Genomic DNA, 18,278 nt, shown 5'->3' with positions numbered 1-18,278 from the left:
GGTGAAGCAGAAGGAACTGGAGGCGTACATGGCGGAGCCGGGACACCACGAGCCAGTGGGCGGAGGCGCTCCCACCCTCCAGGACGTGGCACAGGCGGCCGGAGTGTCCAGACAAACCGTGTCCAATGTCCTGCACGCGCCCGAGCGGGTGCGCCCCGCCACCCGCGAGCGCGTCGTGGAGTTCATCTCCCGGCTCGGCTACCAGCCCAATCGCCAGGCGCAGGCTCTGGCGCGCAGCGCCTCACACATGATCGGGTGCCGGATCCGCCCGCTGACTCCCGGAGCCCTCACCTCGATGCACGACAGGTTTCTGCATGCTCTGGCCGAGGCCGGCCGGGCGGCCGACCACCACCTGTTGCTGTTCGCGGCCGAGGACGAGTCCGCGGAGATCGACAGCGTCGGCAGGCTCCACCGCGGAGGAGCTGCCGACGCATTCGTCCTGTACGACCTGACGGCCGACGACCAACGCCCGAAGGCGCTGCTCGACATGGGGGTTCCGTTCGTCGCGTTCGGGCGGACGGATACGGGCGCCGACACCTATCCCTGGGTCGACGTGGACAATGTCCTGGGCACTCGCCTCGCCGTGGACCACCTGGTCAATCGCGGTCATCGCCGCGTCGCGTTCCTCGGCTGGCCGTCCGGTCGCACCATCGGCGACCGCCGGGCACGTGGCTGGCACCAAGCCGTCGAAAGCCACCGTCTCGCCTCGACCTGTGGAGTCCTGGACGTGCGGAGCGAGGACTCGGTCCAGGCGGCCATCCAGGTCACCTTCAGACTGCTCGAACACTCCGAGCCCCCCACCGCCATCGTCACGGCCACCGACACGCTGGCCGTGGGCGCCATGCAGGCGGCTCAGCGATGGGGGCTCGAGGTGGGACGCGACCTCGCTGTCGTCGGTTTCGACGACACGCCCACGGCGGCCGCTCTGGAGCTCAGCAGCATCCGGCAGCCCATCGAGCTGGTCGCCCGGCAGGTCGTCGCGGCTCTGCTCGGCACTGACGAGGTGGGTCCCGGGTGCTGGCTCCTGGAACCCCAGCTGGTCATTCGGTCCTCCAGCGCCCGGCCCGCGAGCCCGCGGCGGTAGCCCCGCCCGTCCCACCGACAACCCGGCCGATGCCGGGCACCCCAGAGCAATCGGTGTGCGAACCCTTGACAGGCCCGGCATCGGTTGGTTCCTTAGGGGCGCCGCGTTTGAGCGCTCAAAAACCCTCTGCCGACCGCGGCACCCGGCCTCTACGGCCACCGCAGAGCACGATCAGCCCCTGTCGCCTCTGATCCTGGCGACCGACGCCCCCAGGAATCGCCATGAGCCGCATCACACCGTCGCCGGTGCCGGCCGACGGACCTCCCCGCCTCCGAACCCTGCGCCGACGCCTTCTCAGCGCGGTCATCGGACTCGCCCTCGTCGGCTTCGCCGCCGGTGTCCAGACCCTCCAGGCCGCTCCGGCCCGTGCCGGCACGAACCAGGTCGACAGCGCGGTCATCGGCTGGGACGGAGACAAAGACGCCGCCATCGCCCATCGGGACGGCAGTTTCGACATCCGCGCCGGGAAAAACACGACCGCCAGATTCGGGATCCACAACAACCCCGCGTCTCTCCAGTGGTCGAATGCCGAGGGCTACTACCCGGCGCTGGTGACCAGCTTTCAGCGCGACAACACCACCGTCACCATCACCAACTTCGGAGACAAGGTGACGACCGGTGGCAACGACTATGTCGCCGTCTACTCCCGCGTCACCGTGGACAACCATGACACGGTGGCCCACACCGAGGACCCGGCGCCCTCATCCGGCCTGATCCCGCTGAACGACGTGGGCAACACGGTGCAGCCAGGTGAGTCGGTCTCGCACGACTACGTCATCGCCGTCGACCGCTTCGGGGCTTCGTACCCGTGGCCCTCCGACAGCAGCCTGGCCGCGGCCGGCTCGTACGATTCCCACTACGCGCACATGACCAACCACTGGGACGGCCGGCTCGGGGAGATCGCCCAGCTCGACCTGCCGGACCCCCGGCTGGTCAACGCCTACAAGGCGGGCATGATCTACGGCGAGATCGTCAAGGACGGCACCGCGCTCCATGTCGGGGAGAACGGCTACGACCAGGTCTGGAACCACGACCTCGTCGGCATGCTCGTCAACCGTTTCACCCAGGGCGACCTCTCCGACGCCAAGACCCAGCTCACCGAGTTCGACCCGAGCAACTCTCCGGTCGACTACGACGACGGGCACTGGACCTTCCCCTGGCCCTGGGCCGTCTACCTGGAGAAGACCGGCGACACCGCCTTCGTGCAGAGCAACTTCAACCGCATCCAGACCGAGGCCCACCGGATCCAGACCGACCGGACCGGGCCCGGCGGCGTCATGAAGGCCACCTACGACATCGACAGCGACGGCTACTGGACCGTCGACAACGCCGAGGCCCTCATGGGCCTGACCGCCTACCACTACATCGCGGCCAAGCTCGGCAAGACCTCCGAGGCGAACTGGGCGCAGCGGACCCACAAGTCCCTGCTGTCCGCGGTGAACACAGCGCTGACCAAGACCATCGACGCCAACCACCTCAACTACATCCCCTGCGCCGTGAACGCGCCCAACGACGGCAATGCCTGCGGGCAGAAGAACAACGCCAACTGGGCCGCGTTGTTCCTGTTCGGCCGCTGGAACTGGGACGGCTACCTCTTCGGCGCCCAGCAGAGCGGCCCGATGACCACCATGCTCGACTCCACCTACAAGAACGGATTCGCCAAGCTCTCCGGGCTGCCCCCGCACACCTACGGCGGCTACACCGGCTTCAGCACGGGCTACAACGCCGGGTACGGGGAGGCCGGGCTCGCTTCCGCCGACCACCGCGCCGAAGGCGTGTACGACTACCAGTTCATGATCACGAACTCGCAGAGCGCGCCGTTCTCCTGGTGGGAGGGCATCCCCACCGCCGGGTCCACCAACTGGTCACCCGGCACGCACGCCACCGCCGGAACCGGTTCCAGCCCTCATATGTGGGGTCAGGCCAATGCCTCCAAGGTGCTGCTCGACTCCCTCGTCGCCGAGAAGTCCGACGGGCAGGTCATCGTCGGCCGCGGCCTGCCCACCGAATGGCTGCGCTCCGGCGCCACGACCAGTGCCACCAACGTCCCGATCGCCGGTGGCCACCGCATGGGTGCCACCATCACCAGTACCGGCTCCGCGGTGAAGCTGACCCTGAACGGCGACACGCCCGCCGGTGGGGTGTCCTTCCAGGTCCCCGGCTTCGTCGGGAACATCGCCTCCGCCACCGCGGGCACCGTGAACTCGGCCGCCGGGACGGTCACCCTCCCGGCCGGCACCACCTCCACCACCGTCACCCTCACCAAGCCCCCCGCCTTCCAGAGCTCCGGCGGTCTCGACCTCAACGGCTACTGCAAGTCGGTCGGAAACACCGGCGGCGTCAGCCTCGACGGCACCACCGCCAGTGACTGGCACTGTGTCGCCCCCGACGGCAACCACGTCTCCATGAGCATGGACGACGCCTGCACCTACGGCTACCCGTACGCGGCAAGCGTCTTCTCCCGCGCCGCCGACGCCGACGATCCCCACAGTTGGGCCTGCTGGCACTTCTGATCCAAGCCGGTCGGCCCGCACCCTCGGACAGGCTCCCGGCCTGGCGCCCCGGACATCGGGCCGGGAGCCCCCACCGTTCGAGAACGTGGTCACCACGTTCAACGTCACTCCGGGCACTTGCCCGGCCGCAGTCCCTGACTCTGAGCCCCACACCGGATCTCCAGGAGCGCTTGTGACCGACGTCAGTCGCCGTAGGTTTCTGCAACTTGCCGCGGGTACGGCCGCGGCGTCCAGTCTGTCGGCCGGGATTGCGCGGGCCGCGTCGATTCCGCCTGCCGCCGGGAGTGGCACGCTCGCCGATGTTGAGCATGTCGTGGTGTTGATGCAGGAGAACCGGTCGTTCGACCACTACTTCGGGACGCTCCGCGGGGTGCGGGGTTTTGGTGATCCGCGCCCGCTCGTGCTGCCGTCGGGGAAGACCGCTTTCCACCAGGCGGCGACCTCGGGGCGTGAGACGCTGCCGTTCCGCCCGGACGCGGACGACCTGGGCCTGAAGTTCATCCAGGACCTCGACCACAGTTGGTCCGGCACGCACGCGGCGTGGAACGGCGGCGCGTACGACCGGTGGATCCCGGCGAAGTCGACGACCACGATGGCGTATCTGACCCGTGAGGACATCCCGTACCACTACGCGTTGGCGGACGCGTTCACGGTGTGCGACGCCTACCACTGCTCGATGCTGAGCTCCACCGACCCCAACCGGTACTACATGTACACCGGTTACACCGGGAACGACGGCAGGGGCGGCGGGCCGGTACTCGGCAACGAGGAGGCCGGCTACGCGTGGACCACGTTCCCGGAGATCCTTCAGCAGTCCGGCGTGTCCTGGAATGTCTACCAGGACATCGGCACCGGGCTGGACGCCGCCGGCCACTGGGGGTGGACCAGTGATCCGTTCATCGGGAACTACGGGGACAACTCGCTGCTGTACTTCGACAACTACCGCAACGCGGAGCCCGGCGACGCCCTGTACGACAAGGCCCGCACCGGCACGAACGCGGCCGCCGGCGACGGCTTCTTCGACCGGCTGCGCGCCGACGTCGCGGCCGGCACGCTGCCGCAGGTCTCCTGGATCGCCGCCCCCGAGGCGTTCTCCGAGCATCCGAACTGGCCGGCGAACTACGGTGCCTGGTACATCTCGCGGGTTCTGGACGCGCTGACCTCCAACCCGCAGGTGTGGAGCCGTACGGCGCTGCTGGTGACCTACGACGAGAACGACGGGTTCTTCGACCATGTGACCCCGCCGTTCCCGCCCGCCTCCGCGGCCCGGGGGTTGTCGACCGCCGATGTGACGCAGGACCTGTTCGCCGGGTCCTCGGGCTACGGCGCGGGACCGTACGGGCTCGGTCCGCGCGTGCCGATGCTCGTCATCTCCCCGTGGAGCACCGGAGGGTGGGTGTGCTCGCAGACGTTCGACCACACCTCCATCGTGCAGTTCATCGAGAAGCGTTTCGGCGTTCACAACCCCAACGTGTCCGCGTGGCGCCGTGCGGTGTGCGGCGACCTCACCTCCGCGTTCGACTTCTCCGGCAGCGATGCCGGCGTGCCCGCCCTGCCCGACACCACCCGCTACGTCCCGCCGAACCACGACAACCCCGGCGACTACGTGCCCGCGCCGCCGGCCACCGGCACGCTGCCCAGGCAGGAGAGCGGGCTGCGCAACGCCCGGCCGCTGCCGTACGACCTGGTCGTGGACACCAAGGCGGTGGGCGGCAGGATGCAGTTCACCTTCACCAGCCTCGGTGCGGCGGGGGCGGCATTCCATGTCACGTCGGCCACCCGCGGCGACGGTCCCTGGCCGTACACGGTCGAGGGCGGTAAGAGCCTGACCGACAGTTGGGCGCTGCCCGGCAGCCGCTACGACTTCTCCGTCCATGGCCCCAACGGGTTCCTGCGCCGCCAGGCCGGCACCAACACCGCCGTCGGCCCCGAGGTCACCGCCCGCCATGACAACGCCGCCGGGCAGGTCACGCTGACGTTCACCAACGCGGGAAGCGCCTCCGTCACCTTCACCGCCACCGACGCGTACGCACCCGACGACCACTACTCCTACACCGTGCAGCCCGGCGCCTCCCGGACGGTCCCCGCCTGGGGCGTGCCCGCCGGCCACCACTGGTACGACGTCACCGTCACCTCCAACACCGACAGCGCGTTCGTGCGACGGTTCGCCGGCCACGTCGAGACCGGCACAGCCAGCACCAGCGACCCCGCAACCACCACCTGACTCTTCCACTGCGGCCACCGCATGATCTTCAGGAGTTCACACAACCCCCGAGGATCACGCGGTGGCCGTACGTGTTCTCAGCCGGGTCCACCGCACGATCGCCAAACCGGACACCGGCCGAGGCCGGATTCGATGCGGGAGGCGGTGGCGGGTCGGCCGAGTGCGGGATCCTCTCAGATGGGGGCGATCCGCCCCGCGTAGCGCTGCGTCCAGGCGGTGTCGGTGTTGACCGTAACGACCACGTCGTAGTAGCCCTGCTGGGTGGGCCACATGACGACCTTCGTCCGGCCGGGGGCCACGGTGACGTTCCGGGTACGGCCGAGGTAGTCATGGGCGGTGAGGGTGTAGTCCACCGGCTCGGTGCCGTCGTTGTGCAATGTGAGCTTCACCTGGGCCTCTTGTGTGATGCCCTCGCCCCTCAGCAGGGCGACCTCGACCCGCGGGAGGGCACCGTCCGTCTTTCCGGCGGGCGCGACCTGGCCGGCGAAGGAGCGCACGAAGCCGTCGTTGGAGTAGATCGAGAACGCGTACTTGCCGTCGGTGGCGTTGGCGTCCCAGGTGTAGTCGCGGGGCTTGCGCGCGGCGACGGTGAACGGCGTGCTGGAGAACGCCTTGTACTTGTCGGGGAAGACCTGGAAGCTCAGGGCCTTGTCCTTCGGGCCGCCGGTCAGGGTCATCCTGGCGGTGACCGTCCCCGACGCGCGGTCCTCCGAGATCGTCGCGTGCGGGTGGAAGCTCAGCGGGCGGGCCTTCATATGGTCGGCGGCGATCGACACCGGCCGCTCGGCGCGCGGGTCCGGGAGGGCGGCCGGCCCCGGTTGCGGGTGGGCGAAGTCGAGGGCGCTGGTCAGGTCACCTGCGATCGAGCGCCGCCAGTCGCTGATGTTGGGGCAGCGGAACGGCTTGCCGAGGTGGGCCGCCCAGATCTCGAGGAACTTGATCGTCGAGGTGTGGTCGAAGACCTCCGAGGCGACGTACCCGCCGCGGGTCCACGGCGAGACCAGCAGCATCGGCACCCGGGGACCGAAGCCGAGCGGATAGTCGCCGGTGTACTCGCCCGCCGTGCCCGCCTCGGGCCAGGGCGGCAGCACGTGGTCGAACTTCCCGTCGTTCTCGTCGTAGTTGAGGATGAAGAGGGTGTGATTCCAGATGTCGGGGTTGCTCTGGAGGATGTCGAGCGTCTTCTTGACGTAGCGCTCGCCGTGAAGAGTGTCCGCGCTCGGGTGCTCGGACCAGCCGTAGGGCGCCACGATCCAGGAGACGGCCGGCGGCGGGTGTTCCGCGCCCGGCTGGCAGGCGTCATGGAGGTTCTTGAGGACCGCGTCGAGGTTCTCGTCGGAGTCGTCATTCGGTGAGGTCTTGCCGGAGTAGTAGGTGGCGTTGCCGCGCCAGATCAGGCCGGTGCCGGGCCGCAGCTTCGGGTCGTCGGCGCTCAGCCCCTGCGGGTCGAACCCCTTGAAGTACTTCAGCTCGTTGTCGCCGTAGTCGCCGACCCAGGTGCTGATGTAACCCTGTCGCCCGTTGCCGCTGTTGTCGGAGTAGAGCCGCCAGTCGATGCCCACCTGCTGGAGCTGCTCGGCCACCGTGATCCAGGGACGGGAGTAGTTGGACTCGTCGGTGTTGCCCGTCTCGCTGTTGGCGGTGCCGCTCCACAGGTACTTCCGGTTGGGGTCGGTCGGCCCGAACTCGGAGCAGAAGTTCTGGTCCGCGATGGTGTACTGGGCGGCGATCGAATGGTAGAAGCCCATGTAGGCGTCGCTGTGGTAGTTCATGCAGCTGGCGCCGTTGTGCTGAACCCACAGATCCCACTTGCGATGGTCGACGTCGCCCCAGGCTTCGTGGTTGTTGCCCCAGGTGCCGTCATCGGCCTTCGGGGTGACGATGTTGCCGTTGCGGTCCTTCTGCTGGAAGACGGTGGTGCCGTCCTGGAACCGGAGCGCCTGCTTGTCATTGAAGCCGCGTACACCGGGGAACGTGCCGAAGTAGTGGTCGAGGGATCGGTTCTCCTGCATCAGGATCACGACATGCTTCAGGTCGGACATGTCGCCCTGGAAGCCCTTTGGCAAGACGTACCCGGGGTTCGAGGCGGCGTACGCGCCGCCCGCCCCGGCGGTCCCACCGAGCACCAGCGTCCCGGCGGCGACCCCCGCGCCCTGGAGGAAGCGACGGCGGGTGGCGCCGGTCGTCGTCTCGGGTCTGTCGCCGGGCTCGGACTCGGGCTTGGGGATATTCGGATTGCGAACCACGGAATCTCCTTACATGGGCATGGATGCTCGGAAACGAGTGCCGCGCCCAGCTCTCTCGTGGAAGCGAGGTGTCACCAACTCTGTATGCACACCGGCCGAGTGGTGATCGGCGGAGCGTCGGCTGCGAGGTTGTCGATTTCCGGTGTACGTGGTGGCGCGTGTCCTTCACGCCAATGTTGGCTGTACAACTTCGCCCCCAGTAAGCGGCCCGACCGAGACTGTTCTGTGAACCGCAGATGACGGACAACCGGAAGAGAGCCGAAGACTTCGCCCCACCCGATGGGCGGGGCGGGCCGGTCAGTCGGACCGTCGACACATCAAGGTCGCGACTTCGGACAGTGAGCCGGACGCCGGTGACCAGCTGAGCGGATGGTGCTGCCGGGGGATGGGGTGGGAATCCCACTGTCCGCTCGTAGCCGGCCGACTGCCGGACGACATGGGGCGACGCGTGGCGGACACGAAGCGGATAGGGTCCAGCGGGACCGGGGTACGCCGCGGTGTCGAGTCGACCAGGGAGGAACGTTGCAGGACGGGCGTGCGGAGCCGCCGAAGGACACCCTGTACCGCAGGGTCGCGGCCGACCTGCGTGAGGCGATCGCGGCCGGCGAATACGGGTCGGGCGGCCGGCTCCCGGCCGAGAGCGCGCTGGCCGAGCGGTACGGGGTCTCCCGCGGCACCATCCGCCAGGCGCTGGGGGCGCTGCGCGCCGACGGCCTGGTCACCTCCCGGCGCGGCACTCGCCGCGTCGTGCTGGGCACCGCCCGGGTGCAGAGCTTCGCCGAACTGGTGAGCTTCACCAATTGGGCGCGATCCCTCGGCGAGGAGCCCGGCGGGCGGGTGGAGCGGGTCGAGAGGCGCCCGGCCGACGCCCGGGAACGCGAGCAGCTGCGGCTGGAGCCCGGCGCGGAGGTGGTCCTCGTCCTGCGGGTGCGTACCCTGTCGGGCCGACCGGTCATGGTGGAGCGGTCACTCTATCCACTGTGGGTGGGTGAGCTGGTGGCACGGATCCCGCCCGACGCGGTCTCGCACACCGAGCCGCTCCAGGAACACGGTGTGGTCTTCGCCGACGCTGACCACACCATCGATCTGGTGGTGGCGGACGCCGACGACGCGCGACTGCTCGGCTGCGAAGCCGGGGACGCTCTGCTGCGTGAACGCCGCCGCTCCACCGATCCGGCCGGGACACCGGTGGAATGGTCCGAGGACCGCTACCTCCCGGGCACCGTCGCCTTCACCGTGCACAACTCGATCGCGACCTCCGCCCTCGCCCGCCGCCACCGCCGGTCGGACTGATTCCAGGCATCGACCCTGCACGAGCTCGTCAGTCCGCCGTTTTGCGGGCCAGCGCGTTGTTCCCGATCGAGTTGTGCACGCTGAAGCTCACGGCGTCCGAGCGGTAGCGGTCGTCCGACCACTCCACCGGTCGCCCTTCGCGAGTGGTCGTGACCCTGCGGACCCGTAGCAACGGGCTCGTGCGGCGGATGCCGAGCAGTTCCGCGTCCTGCGCGCCCGCCGCGACCGCGTCGATGACGTGCTCGCCGTAGGCGAAGACCAAGTCCGTGTCGTCGTAGAGGCGCTGGGTGACCGACGGGCAGTCGGGCTCGATCGCCGCGACGGCGGGGGAGATCCAGTCGGCGTACACGGTCCGCTCCACGAGGACCGGCTCGCCATCCAGGCCGCGAACCCGCAGAACGTGCAACACCGGTGTTCCGAGGGGCAGTTGGAGGCGTACGGAGTCCTCCTTGGTCGCCGGGCGGTGTTCCTGCGCCACCACCCGGCCCGTCGCTTCCCGGCCCATCGCACGCGCCCACTGGGCGAAGCTGCGCAGTTCGGCGAAGGTCTGGCTGCGGCGGCTGGTCAGCACCACGCGGCGGGCGCCCTGGCGGGAGCCGATCAGGCCCTCGGCCGTGAGGGTCGCGATGGCCTGGCGCACCGTGCCGCGCGAGACGCCGTAGCGGGCGGCGAGTTCCGTCTCGGGGGGCAGCAGGCTGCCGACGGTGTACTCCTCGCGGTCGATCGCCTGCCGCAGTGCATCGGCGATCTCCTCGTGTCGCGCCGGCATGCTTCCCCTCTGAGTCGACAACTGTGCACAGCATGGACAGCTTAATCGAGACCTGGAGGTGATGGCACCGTCCGCAATTATGCAGGGAAACAGGGGGAAGGGTTTCGCCGGTGTTTACGGGGACGACATCCGAGACGGCCTTACTGAGGCCAACTTGTTCAGACAAGTTCTCCGTTTCATCTCCTTGAACCCTCGTGCGTCCCCCTGGAGTGACCGTGACCGTGTCCCTGCCGAGAACAGCCGTCCTCAGCGGCTCCCTCGCCGTCGTCGCCGCGTTCGCCCTGAGCGCCTGCGGCGCCGCACCCGACAACGCGTCGAGCACCGCCGACGGCAAGAGTGCCGCCACCGCCACCTCCGCCGCCGATTTCGGCGGCATGGACGCGCTGGTGAAGGCGGCGAAGAAGGAGGGCACGCTTCAGGCCATCGCGCTGCCCCGCGACTGGGCCAACTACGGCGCCCTCATCGACGGCTTCCAGAAGAAGTACGGCATCAAGATCAAGGTCGAGAACCCGGACGGGTCCAGCCAGGACGAGATCAACGCAGTCACCTCCCGCAAGGGCCAGAACCGCGCCCCGGACGTTCTCGACCTGGGCAGCTCCTTCGCTCTCAGCGCGGCCCAGCAAGGGCTGCTCGCGCCGTACAAGGTGGCCGACTTCGCCGACATCCCCGAGGGGCAGAAGGACGCGCAGGCCCGCTGGTACAACGACTACGGCGGCTACATCTCCATCGGCTGCGACGCGAAGCGGGTCAAGACCTGCCCGACCACCTTCGCGGACCTGCTCAAGCCGGAGTACAAGGGTCGGGTGGCGCTCAACGGCAACCCCACCAAGTCGGGTTCGGCCTTCGGCGGTGTGTACGCGGCCGCGCTCGCCGGCGGGGGCTCGTTCGATGACATCCAGCCCGGCCTGGACTTCTTCGCGAAGCTCAAGAAGAACGGCAACTACACACCTGTCGAGTCGACTCCGGCCACCGTCGAGAAGGGCGAGACGCCGATCAGTATCGACTGGGACTACCTGAACGCCGGGTACGCCGAGGAGTTCAAGTCCAAGGGGGTGGACTGGAAGGTCGCCGTACCGGGCGACGGCACGTTCTCCCAGTACTACTCACAGGCCATCAACAAGGACGCCCCGCACCCGGCGGCCGCCCGCCTGTGGCAGGAGTACCTCTACAGCACCGAGGGCCAGAACCTGTGGCTCAAGGGCTACGCCCGCCCGGCCCTGATGACCGCCATGGACAAGGCCGGCACGCTCGACACGACCGCCGCGGCCAAGCTGCCGGAGGTGTCCGGCACCCCCGAGTTCCCGACCGAGGCCCAGCAGAGCAAGGCCAAGAAGGTGCTCGCGCAGGGCTGGGCGAAGGCCGTCTCCGGATGACCGCCACCCTTCCCAAGGCCGGTGCGGTGCCCGTCGCTTCGATGAAGCGGCGGCGCCGCGCCCCCGGCTGGCTCGCCGTCCTGCCGCTGCTGGTGTTCACGGCACTCGCCTTCGGACTACCCGCCCTGGCCATGTTCAACGGCGCCTTCACCGTCAAGGGTCAGACCACCGGTGCCACCTCCTACAGCCTGTCCAACCTGACGACCTCGCTGCACGGCGCGTACCTGACGGCCCTGCTCGGCAGCGTCAAGCTGTCCGCCGTCTCCGCCGCCATCGCCGCCGTTCTCGGGCTGTCGCTCGCCCAGGCCGTGGTGACCTCGCGCTTCCGGGCGCTGCGCGAGGCGGTGCTCACCGCTTCCGGGGTGCTCGCCAACTTCGGCGGTGTCCCGCTGGCCTTCGCGTTCGTCGCCACGCTCGGCAACTCGGGCGTTCTGACCCGGCACCTGGGGCTGGCGAAGCACGGGTGGGACCTCTACAGCTTCTGGGGACTGATCACCGTCTACCTGTACTTTCTGATTCCTCTGATGGTCCTCACCATCACCCCCGCCCTGGAGGGACTGCGCTCCCACTGGCGCGAGGCCGCCCGCAACAACGGCGCCACCGCCCTCCAGTACTGGCGGCACGTCGCCCTCCCCGTGCTGGCGCCCTCGCTGCTCGGCGGGCTGGTGCTGCTGTTCGGCAGCGCCTTCGCCGCGTACGCCACCGCCGCGGCCATGGTGGGCAGTTCGGTGCCGCTGGTCACCCTTCAGATCGCCGACGCCATCTCCGGCAACGTGCTGGTCGGCCAGGAGAACGTGGCGCTCGCCCTCAGCCTCGACATGGTCCTGGTCGCGGGCCTGGTCATGGCCATGTACCTGCCTCTGCAACGACGGAGTGCGCGATGGCTCGCCTGAATCCATGGCGCTGGTGCGTGTTGGCCTGCGCCGGGCTGTACTTCCTGGTGCCGCTCGCCGCGTCCGTGGTCTTCACGGTGGACGTGCCGGGCCAGGGGGTCACCTTCGACGCCTACACCCACATCCTCTCCGCCGACGGTTTCCTCTCCAGCCTGCTGCTGTCGCTGGAGCTGGCCGCCGCCACCATCGCCGCCGTCCTGTTGCTGATGGTGCCCGCCATGGTGGCGCTCCGGCTCGGTGCGCCGAAGCTGCGGCCGGTCGTCGACGTGGTCTGCTCACTGCCGCTGGTCGTCCCGCCGATCGCGCTGGCGGCCGGGATGGGCACGGTGCTGAAGTGGGGACCCGAACACCTCTCGCGTACCCCGCTGTTCCAGACCTTCGTGGCGATCCAGAACCCGAGCTTCCCGTTTGTGCTGGTCCTCGCGTACGTGGTGATGGCCCTGCCCTTCGCATACCGGGCGCTGGACGCCGGACTGCGCGCCATCGACGTGCCCACCCTCGTCGAGGCCGCCCGCAGCTGCGGCGCCAGCTGGCCGCAGGCACTCGTCCGGGCCGTACTGCCCAACCTGCGCGGGGCACTGCTCAACACCTCCTTCCTCACACTGGCGCTGGTACTCGGCGAGTTCACCGTCGCCCAGCTGCTCGGCTTCCAGCCCTTCGCGGTGTGGATCGTGACCGTCAGCGGCTCCCAGGCCCAGCTCTCCGTCGCCGTCTCCGTGCTCAGCCTGCTCGTCACCTGGGCACTTCTCCTCGCACTCGCCGGCTTCGGCGGGCGCTCCCGTACCGCTTCCCGGGGATGAACCATGACCGCCACCACACGTGACAAGGCAGTTGCCGAGAAGGCGGCCACCGTCGAATTCCGGCGCCTGCGCCGAGAGTTCGGGAAGACCATCGCCCTCGACGGGCTCGACTTGGCCGTGCGACCGGGTGAACTGCTCGCCCTGCTCGGTCCGTCCGGCTGCGGCAAGACCACCGCCCTGCGCCTGCTCGCCGGCTTCGAGCACCCCGACGCCGGCGAGGTGCTGGTCGACGGCCAGGACGTCACCGGTGTTCCGGCCCATCGCCGCGACGCCGGGATGGTCTTCCAGTCCTACAGCCTCTTCCCGCACCTCAGCGCCGTCGACAACGTGGCCTTCGGGTTGCGCATGCGCAAGGTGCGTACGGCCGAACGGCGGGCGCGAGCAGCGGTGTTGCTGGAGCTGGTCGGCCTCGGGGACAAGGGCGAGCGGTTCCCGCACCAGCTCTCCGGCGGCCAGCAGCAGCGCGTGGCCCTCGCCCGCGCGCTCGCACTGCGCCCGCGCGTCCTGCTGCTCGACGAGCCGCTGTCGGCGCTGGACGCCAAGGTGCGCCTGACCCTGCGCGAGGAGATCCGCCGACTGCAACGGGAACTCGGCATCACCACCCTGTTCGTCACCCACGACCAGGAAGAGGCGCTGTCCATGGCCGACCGTGTCGCGGTCATGCGCGCCGGACGGCTCGAACAGTGCGCACCCCCGTCCGAGTTGTACGGACGGCCCGCCACCGCCTTCGTCGCCGAGTTCGTCGGCACGATGAGCCGGATTCCCGGACACCTGGACGGTACGACCGTCGAGGTGCTCGGGCAGCGACTGCCGGCCGACGGCGAGGTGCCCGCGACGCCGGAGGTGGACGTGCTGGTGCGGCCCGAAGCCGTCCACGTCGCGGCGGAAGGACAGGGCGACGCCCGCGTGGTCGCCACCGCGTTCCTCGGCGCGACCACCCGCCTCACCGTACGGATGGCCGACGGCGTGGAGATCAAGGCCGACTTGTCCACCCACGAGGCCGCCGCACTGGCCGCCGGGACCGCCGTACGGGTGTCACTCCCCCGGCGGCCGGTGCTGGTGGCCGAACGCGCGCACTGAAGTTCCCCCGCGAATTCCCCGACCTGAAAGAGACCACCGTGACTCGACTCCCGCTCCAGGCCGTCCTGTTCGACATGGATGGCACGCTCGTCGACACCGAGCGGCTGTGGTGGGAGGCGGTGGAGCAGGTCGCCGCGGGTCTCGGCAGACCCTTGACCTTGCCCGACCAGCCGGAGGTGCTCGGCCGCCCGGTCGAGCACACCGCCGCGTGGCTGGGCGCGGCCACGAGCCGGCCGGCCGCGGACGTGGCCGACGCGCTGCACCGGGAGTTCACCGACCGGGTGCTTACCGGCATCGTGCCGCGACCGGGTGCGCTCGACCTCCTCGACGCCCTCGCCCGCGACGGTGTCCCCACCGCCCTGGTCACCGCCTCATCCCGGGCCGTCGCCGACATTGTCCTGGCCGTCCTGGGCGCCGACCGGTTCGTGGTCTCCGTCACTGCCGACGACACCGAGCGCACCAAGCCCGCTCCTGACCCCTACCTCACCGCCTGCCGCGCCCTCGGCGCAGACCCCGTCCGCTGCGTGGCCGTGGAAGACACTCCCACCGGCGTCAGCTCCGCCGAGGCGGCGGGGTGCGCGGTGCTCGCCGTGCCCTCCCTCGCGCCCATCGATCAAGCGCCCGGACGCACGGTGCTGGCCAGCCTGGAGGAGGTCACGCCGGAACGGCTACGCGCCATGCTCCCTTCGTGGACCGCCTCGGCGACCCCGACGTCGGCTTCTACGGAGCGGCGGGTGCCCGGATCCGGATAGCACCGGGTCGGGAGGTCGACGTCTGGACCGCCCACCCGCACCGCACACCGTACGGGCCCTACGAGTCCGCCTTCGGACGGGCTCCCGTCCGCCGAGCACCGCGAGGCCACCGGCTGGCGGATGGTCTGTGCAGGGGTGAGGGCGAGTTCCGTTGCCCGTTCGGCGGTGGAACGGCCCGGGTCGTCGACCCGGGCCGTCTTATTGTTCAGGCTTTTGAGATCTCTTGTGGTCTCTCGAGGTTTCCTCAGAATCCCTCGGGCATGGATCCGTCCTGGTCGATGACGTTGTCGCCGGGGCCGCCGTCGATGTCGTCCTGGCCGGGGCCGCCGAAGAGGTAGTCGTTGCCCGGTCCGCCCTTGATGGTGTCGTCGCCCTCTTGGCCGTCGATCGAGTCGTCGTTGCCGGCGCCGTCGAGATAGTCGTTGCCGGGGCCGCCGTAGATCTCGTTGGCCACGTCATCGCCGATGACGGTGTCGTCGCCGTCTCCGGCCCACACCGCGAACGAGTCGGTGATGGTGTCGTCGCCGGCGTTGCCGTTGGCGTTCGTGGCGTGGCTGATGGTGTCGTCGCCGTCGCCGCCCACCGCGACGGAAGCGCCGATGATGGTGTCGTCCCCGGCCCCGCCGTAGACGTTCACATCGCCACCGGAGATCTTGACGCTGTCATTGCCGTCGCCGAGTTCGACGTTGCCCTGGTCGCGCGGGTGGTCCGGGTCGGGGACGGGCACGGTGCAGGTCACATACGTCAGGTCGGCGGCGGTGGGGTGGGTGCAGGCGGCGCCGACGGTGATCTCGACAACGTCGTCGACGGCGAAGGTCAGCGTGGTGTCGGTCTCGCTGACCCGCTTGATGGTGAGCTTGTTGGTCTGGCCGTCGGCCGCCGTGTAGGTCATCCGTTCGTCGGTGACGGTCACGGTGGCCGGCGACGCGGCCGACGACACCGGGGAGGCCGACGCGGGCGAGGCGGCGGCCTGGGCGTTCCAGGCGAAGAGTCCGGTGCTGGCCGCGACGGCCAGTAAGGCGGCGACGCCGACCGGGCGGACGCGGGGGGAGGGCGGGCCAAGGGTGGACACGAAAAACCTCCGTGGGGAGTGGATCTGATTTCCGATCACCCGTTTCGACGTGGAAAATCCGCGCGGGGTTGTGCCACTTCCGTACCCTCTTCACCGATCTTTTCGAATTCACATTTCGCGTTCAGCTATACGACACCGGAAATTCCCCTCGCGGGTCGCCGCTGCGATGGTCGGCGCTCAGCGAGCCGGGTGATTATGCGGCCACGCGGACCTTGGGCGTCGGATAGGGTCCGGCGAGGAGGTGCGGGGATGAGCTTCCGGTTGGCGGCGTACGCCGTGTGTATCGAGGACGGGCGGGTGCTGCTCGCCCGCCACGTACCGCCGGAGGGCGGGAGCAACTGGACTCTTCCGGGTGGCAGGGTCGAGCAGGGAGAGGATCCGTTCGATGCGGTGATCCGGGAAGTGGCGGAGGAGACCGGGTGCGCGGCGGTAGTGGATCGCCTGCTGGGAGTGGACTCACGGCTGATTCCTGCGGCCCTCGCGCGTGCGGGAGTCGAGCACCAGAATGTCGGCATCTTCTACCGGGTCCGTATCACTGGCGGCCGGCTCCGGCCTGAGCCGAACGGAGAGATCGCCGAGTCGGTGTGGACTCCGATTCCCGACGTGGCTTCCCTGCGCCGGTCATCGCTGGTCGATATCGGCCTCACGCTGGCACAGACGCTTCCAGCGACCGGTCACGTCGCTGCCGTCCCTGTCGGCGGCCTGATCCAGCACTGAGGCGCTACCAACATCGAGACTGGCCGGCCCGCGGGCGGTGACGTTGAGTCCGGTCGGGTTGGCGGTTTCCTGCACGAGCGTGCCGGACCATTTCCACGTACTGTCGAGGCGGGGCCGGAGCCGCCCGATCACCTGCCTTTGCGCACTTGGCGGGTGATCTGCTGACCTTCGGCGGGGGTGAGGGAGCCGGTGCTGTCAGCAGGTGCGGTGCCGAGCGCCACGGCGAGGGTGCGGCCATGGAGGTCGACCGCCGATTCGCTCAGGTCGGTGAGCTCGGCAATCGCGGTCCGGGCTCGTGTCCATGCGCTGAGGCCCGTGACCAATGCGATCAGCAGCGCCGGCCACCACAGCGTGCCGAGTACGAGGTAGGGCAGAGCCCATGCCCCGGTGACGATGGTGGTGGCGAACTGACCGTTGGCCGTGGTGAGTTCGGCCCGGATGTGCTCCGGCAGCACCAGCCAGAGGCGTGGCCAGCCGAATCGGAGGTCGAGCCCGTACCTGTCAAGGCTGATCTGCTCGACGGCGGCGATGCGATCACCCATCCATGTGGGTCGGGCGGGCTTCGCCGGGGACAGCCGGTTGATCCGGTGCGCGATGGTGTCGATGTCGTGCTGCCGCTCGGGAGTTCGGCCGGGCAGCGGGTACCGCCGCTGGAGTTGCTGCCGGTGCTCGACCAGCCTGACCCATCGGCCCGTGCGTGCTCGGGTCCGCCACCGCGCCGCCCACCGCAATCCCGTCGGCCACTGGCCGAGCCACCACGCGCGGAGCGGCGCCGTGAGTGCCTGCACGATCAGTCCGACGCCTGCGGCGGCGAGCAGCAATGCGACGATGGCGAGGATCTGAGCCGGACCGGACGCCTTGTTCAGGGAGGCGCCGAGCGCGGTGGTCTTCGAGGCGAGCAGGCGCAGGTCGAGGGCGTACGTCCAGCCGAGTTGCAGACCTGCCCAGGCGCAGGAGACGAACAAGAGACCGGGTACAGCGAGCAGTCCGACCCAGCGCTCTGCCAGCTTCTTGGCCAGTTCACCGAAGAAGTTGCCCATGTCGTCAACGGGAGATCAATGGCAGACCGGTGAGCTCGCATCGCGGTATCGGGCCCGCCGGTACGGCGTGGACGACCCGGTCGCAGGCGCCGTCAGGACAGGCGAATGTCTCCTCGTCGGCTCGTCCGGAGCCCGCTCCCGGCAGGCTGCTGCTCAATCCCCGAACCGTGTCGGCTCCGCTGGTGCCGAGCAGTTGATCCAGCAGGGCCAGGATCGGGCGGCGCTCGCGAGCCTCGGCCTCGATCCGGGACAGGAGGAGCCGCTTCTCCTCGGTCTGGACAGCGCACTCCCGCCGGAGTTCGCGCAACTCGTCGCACAATGCCGCCAGTGCGAGCCGTTCAGCGGTATCGGGGGGACCATGCTCCATGATCTGAAGAGCCTAGCCGCGAGCCACTGGCTATGTGTAGGTGTGAGGTGGCATG

General features: G+C 69.3%; 14 protein-coding genes and 1 pseudogene. 10 read left to right on the top strand and 5 right to left on the bottom strand.

The genetic code is table 11. The features are described from left to right. Position 1: 1 nt before the first annotated feature. The 3 genes from NQU54_RS13450 to NQU54_RS13440 all read left to right on the top strand — a co-directional run bounded on the left by NQU54_RS13450 (position 2) and on the right by NQU54_RS13440 (position 5,821). Positions 2-1,084, top strand: coding sequence for a LacI family DNA-binding transcriptional regulator (locus NQU54_RS13450; protein ID WP_257631261.1), 1,083 nt, complete (start codon positions 2-4; stop codon positions 1,082-1,084). A gap of 221 nt (positions 1,085-1,305) precedes the next feature. Further along, a complete protein-coding gene (locus NQU54_RS13445; RefSeq protein WP_257631260.1) occupies positions 1,306-3,597 on the top strand; it encodes a hypothetical protein in 2,292 nt (763 codons plus the stop codon). A gap of 172 nt (positions 3,598-3,769) precedes the next feature. Then, positions 3,770-5,821 carry a phosphocholine-specific phospholipase C gene (locus tag NQU54_RS13440; RefSeq protein WP_257631259.1) on the top strand — a complete coding sequence of 684 codons (2,052 nt, stop codon included), beginning with the start codon at positions 3,770-3,772 and terminating at the stop codon, positions 5,819-5,821. Positions 5,822-5,994: 173 nt separating this feature from the next. On the opposite strand, the gene NQU54_RS13435 is transcribed toward NQU54_RS13440, so the two are convergent. Continuing rightward, complete coding sequence (locus NQU54_RS13435; protein ID WP_257631258.1) at positions 5,995-8,067, bottom strand: alkaline phosphatase family protein; 2,073 nt, start codon at positions 8,065-8,067, stop codon at positions 5,995-5,997. 522 nt (positions 8,068-8,589) lie between these two features. Here NQU54_RS13435 and NQU54_RS13430 point away from each other — a divergent pair. Next, entirely contained in the window at positions 8,590-9,360 is a 771-nt protein-coding gene (locus NQU54_RS13430; protein WP_257631257.1) for a GntR family transcriptional regulator, read from the top strand. Between the two features lie 28 nt (positions 9,361-9,388). Here the strand turns inward: NQU54_RS13430 and NQU54_RS13425 are convergent, their stop codons facing one another. Further along, positions 9,389-10,129 carry a GntR family transcriptional regulator gene (locus NQU54_RS13425; protein ID WP_257631256.1) on the bottom strand — a complete coding sequence of 247 codons (741 nt, stop codon included), beginning with the start codon at positions 10,127-10,129 and terminating at the stop codon, positions 9,389-9,391. A 215-nt stretch (positions 10,130-10,344) separates the two neighbouring features. On the opposite strand from NQU54_RS13425, the gene NQU54_RS13420 reads away from it, so the two are divergent. The 5 genes and pseudogenes from NQU54_RS13420 to NQU54_RS13400 all read left to right on the top strand — a co-directional run. Further along, a complete protein-coding gene (locus NQU54_RS13420; protein ID WP_257631255.1) occupies positions 10,345-11,502 on the top strand; it encodes an ABC transporter substrate-binding protein in 1,158 nt (385 codons plus the stop codon). Further along, positions 11,499-12,395, top strand: a complete 897-nt coding sequence (locus NQU54_RS13415; protein WP_257631254.1) for an ABC transporter permease — start codon at positions 11,499-11,501, stop codon at positions 12,393-12,395. The genes NQU54_RS13420 and NQU54_RS13415 overlap by 4 nt, the downstream gene beginning before the upstream one ends. Next, positions 12,383-13,195, top strand: coding sequence for an ABC transporter permease (locus NQU54_RS13410; RefSeq protein WP_069868023.1), 813 nt, complete (start codon positions 12,383-12,385; stop codon positions 13,193-13,195). Before NQU54_RS13415 ends, NQU54_RS13410 begins: the two co-directional genes overlap by 13 nt. 3 nt (positions 13,196-13,198) lie before the next feature. Next, positions 13,199-14,275 carry an ABC transporter ATP-binding protein gene (locus tag NQU54_RS13405; RefSeq protein WP_257631253.1) on the top strand — a complete coding sequence of 359 codons (1,077 nt, stop codon included), beginning with the start codon at positions 13,199-13,201 and terminating at the stop codon, positions 14,273-14,275. 38 nt (positions 14,276-14,313) lie between these two features. Next, positions 14,314-15,123: pseudogene (locus tag NQU54_RS13400) on the top strand (HAD family hydrolase); the annotation flags it as partial. A gap of 148 nt (positions 15,124-15,271) precedes the next feature. Here the strand turns inward: NQU54_RS13400 and NQU54_RS13395 are convergent. Further along, complete coding sequence (locus NQU54_RS13395; protein ID WP_257631252.1) at positions 15,272-16,099, bottom strand: calcium-binding protein; 828 nt, start codon at positions 16,097-16,099, stop codon at positions 15,272-15,274. A 249-nt stretch (positions 16,100-16,348) separates the two neighbouring features. Between NQU54_RS13395 and NQU54_RS13390 the strand changes: the two genes are divergently transcribed. Further along, positions 16,349-16,816, top strand: coding sequence for an NUDIX hydrolase (locus NQU54_RS13390; protein ID WP_257631251.1), 468 nt, complete (start codon positions 16,349-16,351; stop codon positions 16,814-16,816). Between the two features lie 128 nt (positions 16,817-16,944). On the opposite strand, the gene NQU54_RS13385 is transcribed toward NQU54_RS13390, so the two are convergent. Both NQU54_RS13385 and NQU54_RS13380 read right to left on the bottom strand, forming a co-directional pair. Beyond that, positions 16,945-17,856: a hypothetical protein gene (locus NQU54_RS13385; protein ID WP_257631250.1), complete on the bottom strand. Its 912-nt coding sequence runs from the start codon at positions 17,854-17,856 to the stop codon at positions 16,945-16,947. Positions 17,857-17,860: 4 nt separating this feature from the next. Beyond that, positions 17,861-18,223: a hypothetical protein gene (locus tag NQU54_RS13380; protein ID WP_093699924.1), complete on the bottom strand. Its 363-nt coding sequence runs from the start codon at positions 18,221-18,223 to the stop codon at positions 17,861-17,863. Between the last annotated feature and the right edge of the window lie 55 nt (positions 18,224-18,278).

The sequence above is a fragment of the Streptomyces malaysiensis subsp. samsunensis genome (assembly GCF_024519315.1).
GTDB lineage: Bacteria > Actinomycetota > Actinomycetes > Streptomycetales > Streptomycetaceae > Streptomyces > Streptomyces malaysiensis.
Note: the sequence above shows the minus strand (reverse complement) of the source record. Positions and strands in the feature narration are given on the sequence as shown.

Bases quoted from the DNA above. Each gene is read 5' to 3' on its own strand.
- NQU54_RS13385 (WP_257631250.1), bottom strand. From the start codon at position 17,856: ATGGGCAACTTCTTCGGTGAACTGGCCAAGAAGCTGGCAGAGCGCTGG.
- NQU54_RS13405 (WP_257631253.1), top strand. From the start codon at position 13,199: ATGACCGCCACCACACGTGACAAGGCAGTTGCCGAGAAGGCGGCCACC.
- NQU54_RS13410 (WP_069868023.1), top strand. From the start codon at position 12,383: ATGGCTCGCCTGAATCCATGGCGCTGGTGCGTGTTGGCCTGCGCCGGG.
- NQU54_RS13425 (WP_257631256.1), bottom strand. From the start codon at position 10,129: ATGCCGGCGCGACACGAGGAGATCGCCGATGCACTGCGGCAGGCGATC.
- NQU54_RS13415 (WP_257631254.1), top strand. From the start codon at position 11,499: ATGACCGCCACCCTTCCCAAGGCCGGTGCGGTGCCCGTCGCTTCGATG.
- NQU54_RS13380 (WP_093699924.1), bottom strand. From the start codon at position 18,223: ATGGAGCATGGTCCCCCCGATACCGCTGAACGGCTCGCACTGGCGGCA.
- NQU54_RS13390 (WP_257631251.1), top strand. From the start codon at position 16,349: ATGAGCTTCCGGTTGGCGGCGTACGCCGTGTGTATCGAGGACGGGCGG.
- NQU54_RS13445 (WP_257631260.1), top strand. From the start codon at position 1,306: ATGAGCCGCATCACACCGTCGCCGGTGCCGGCCGACGGACCTCCCCGC.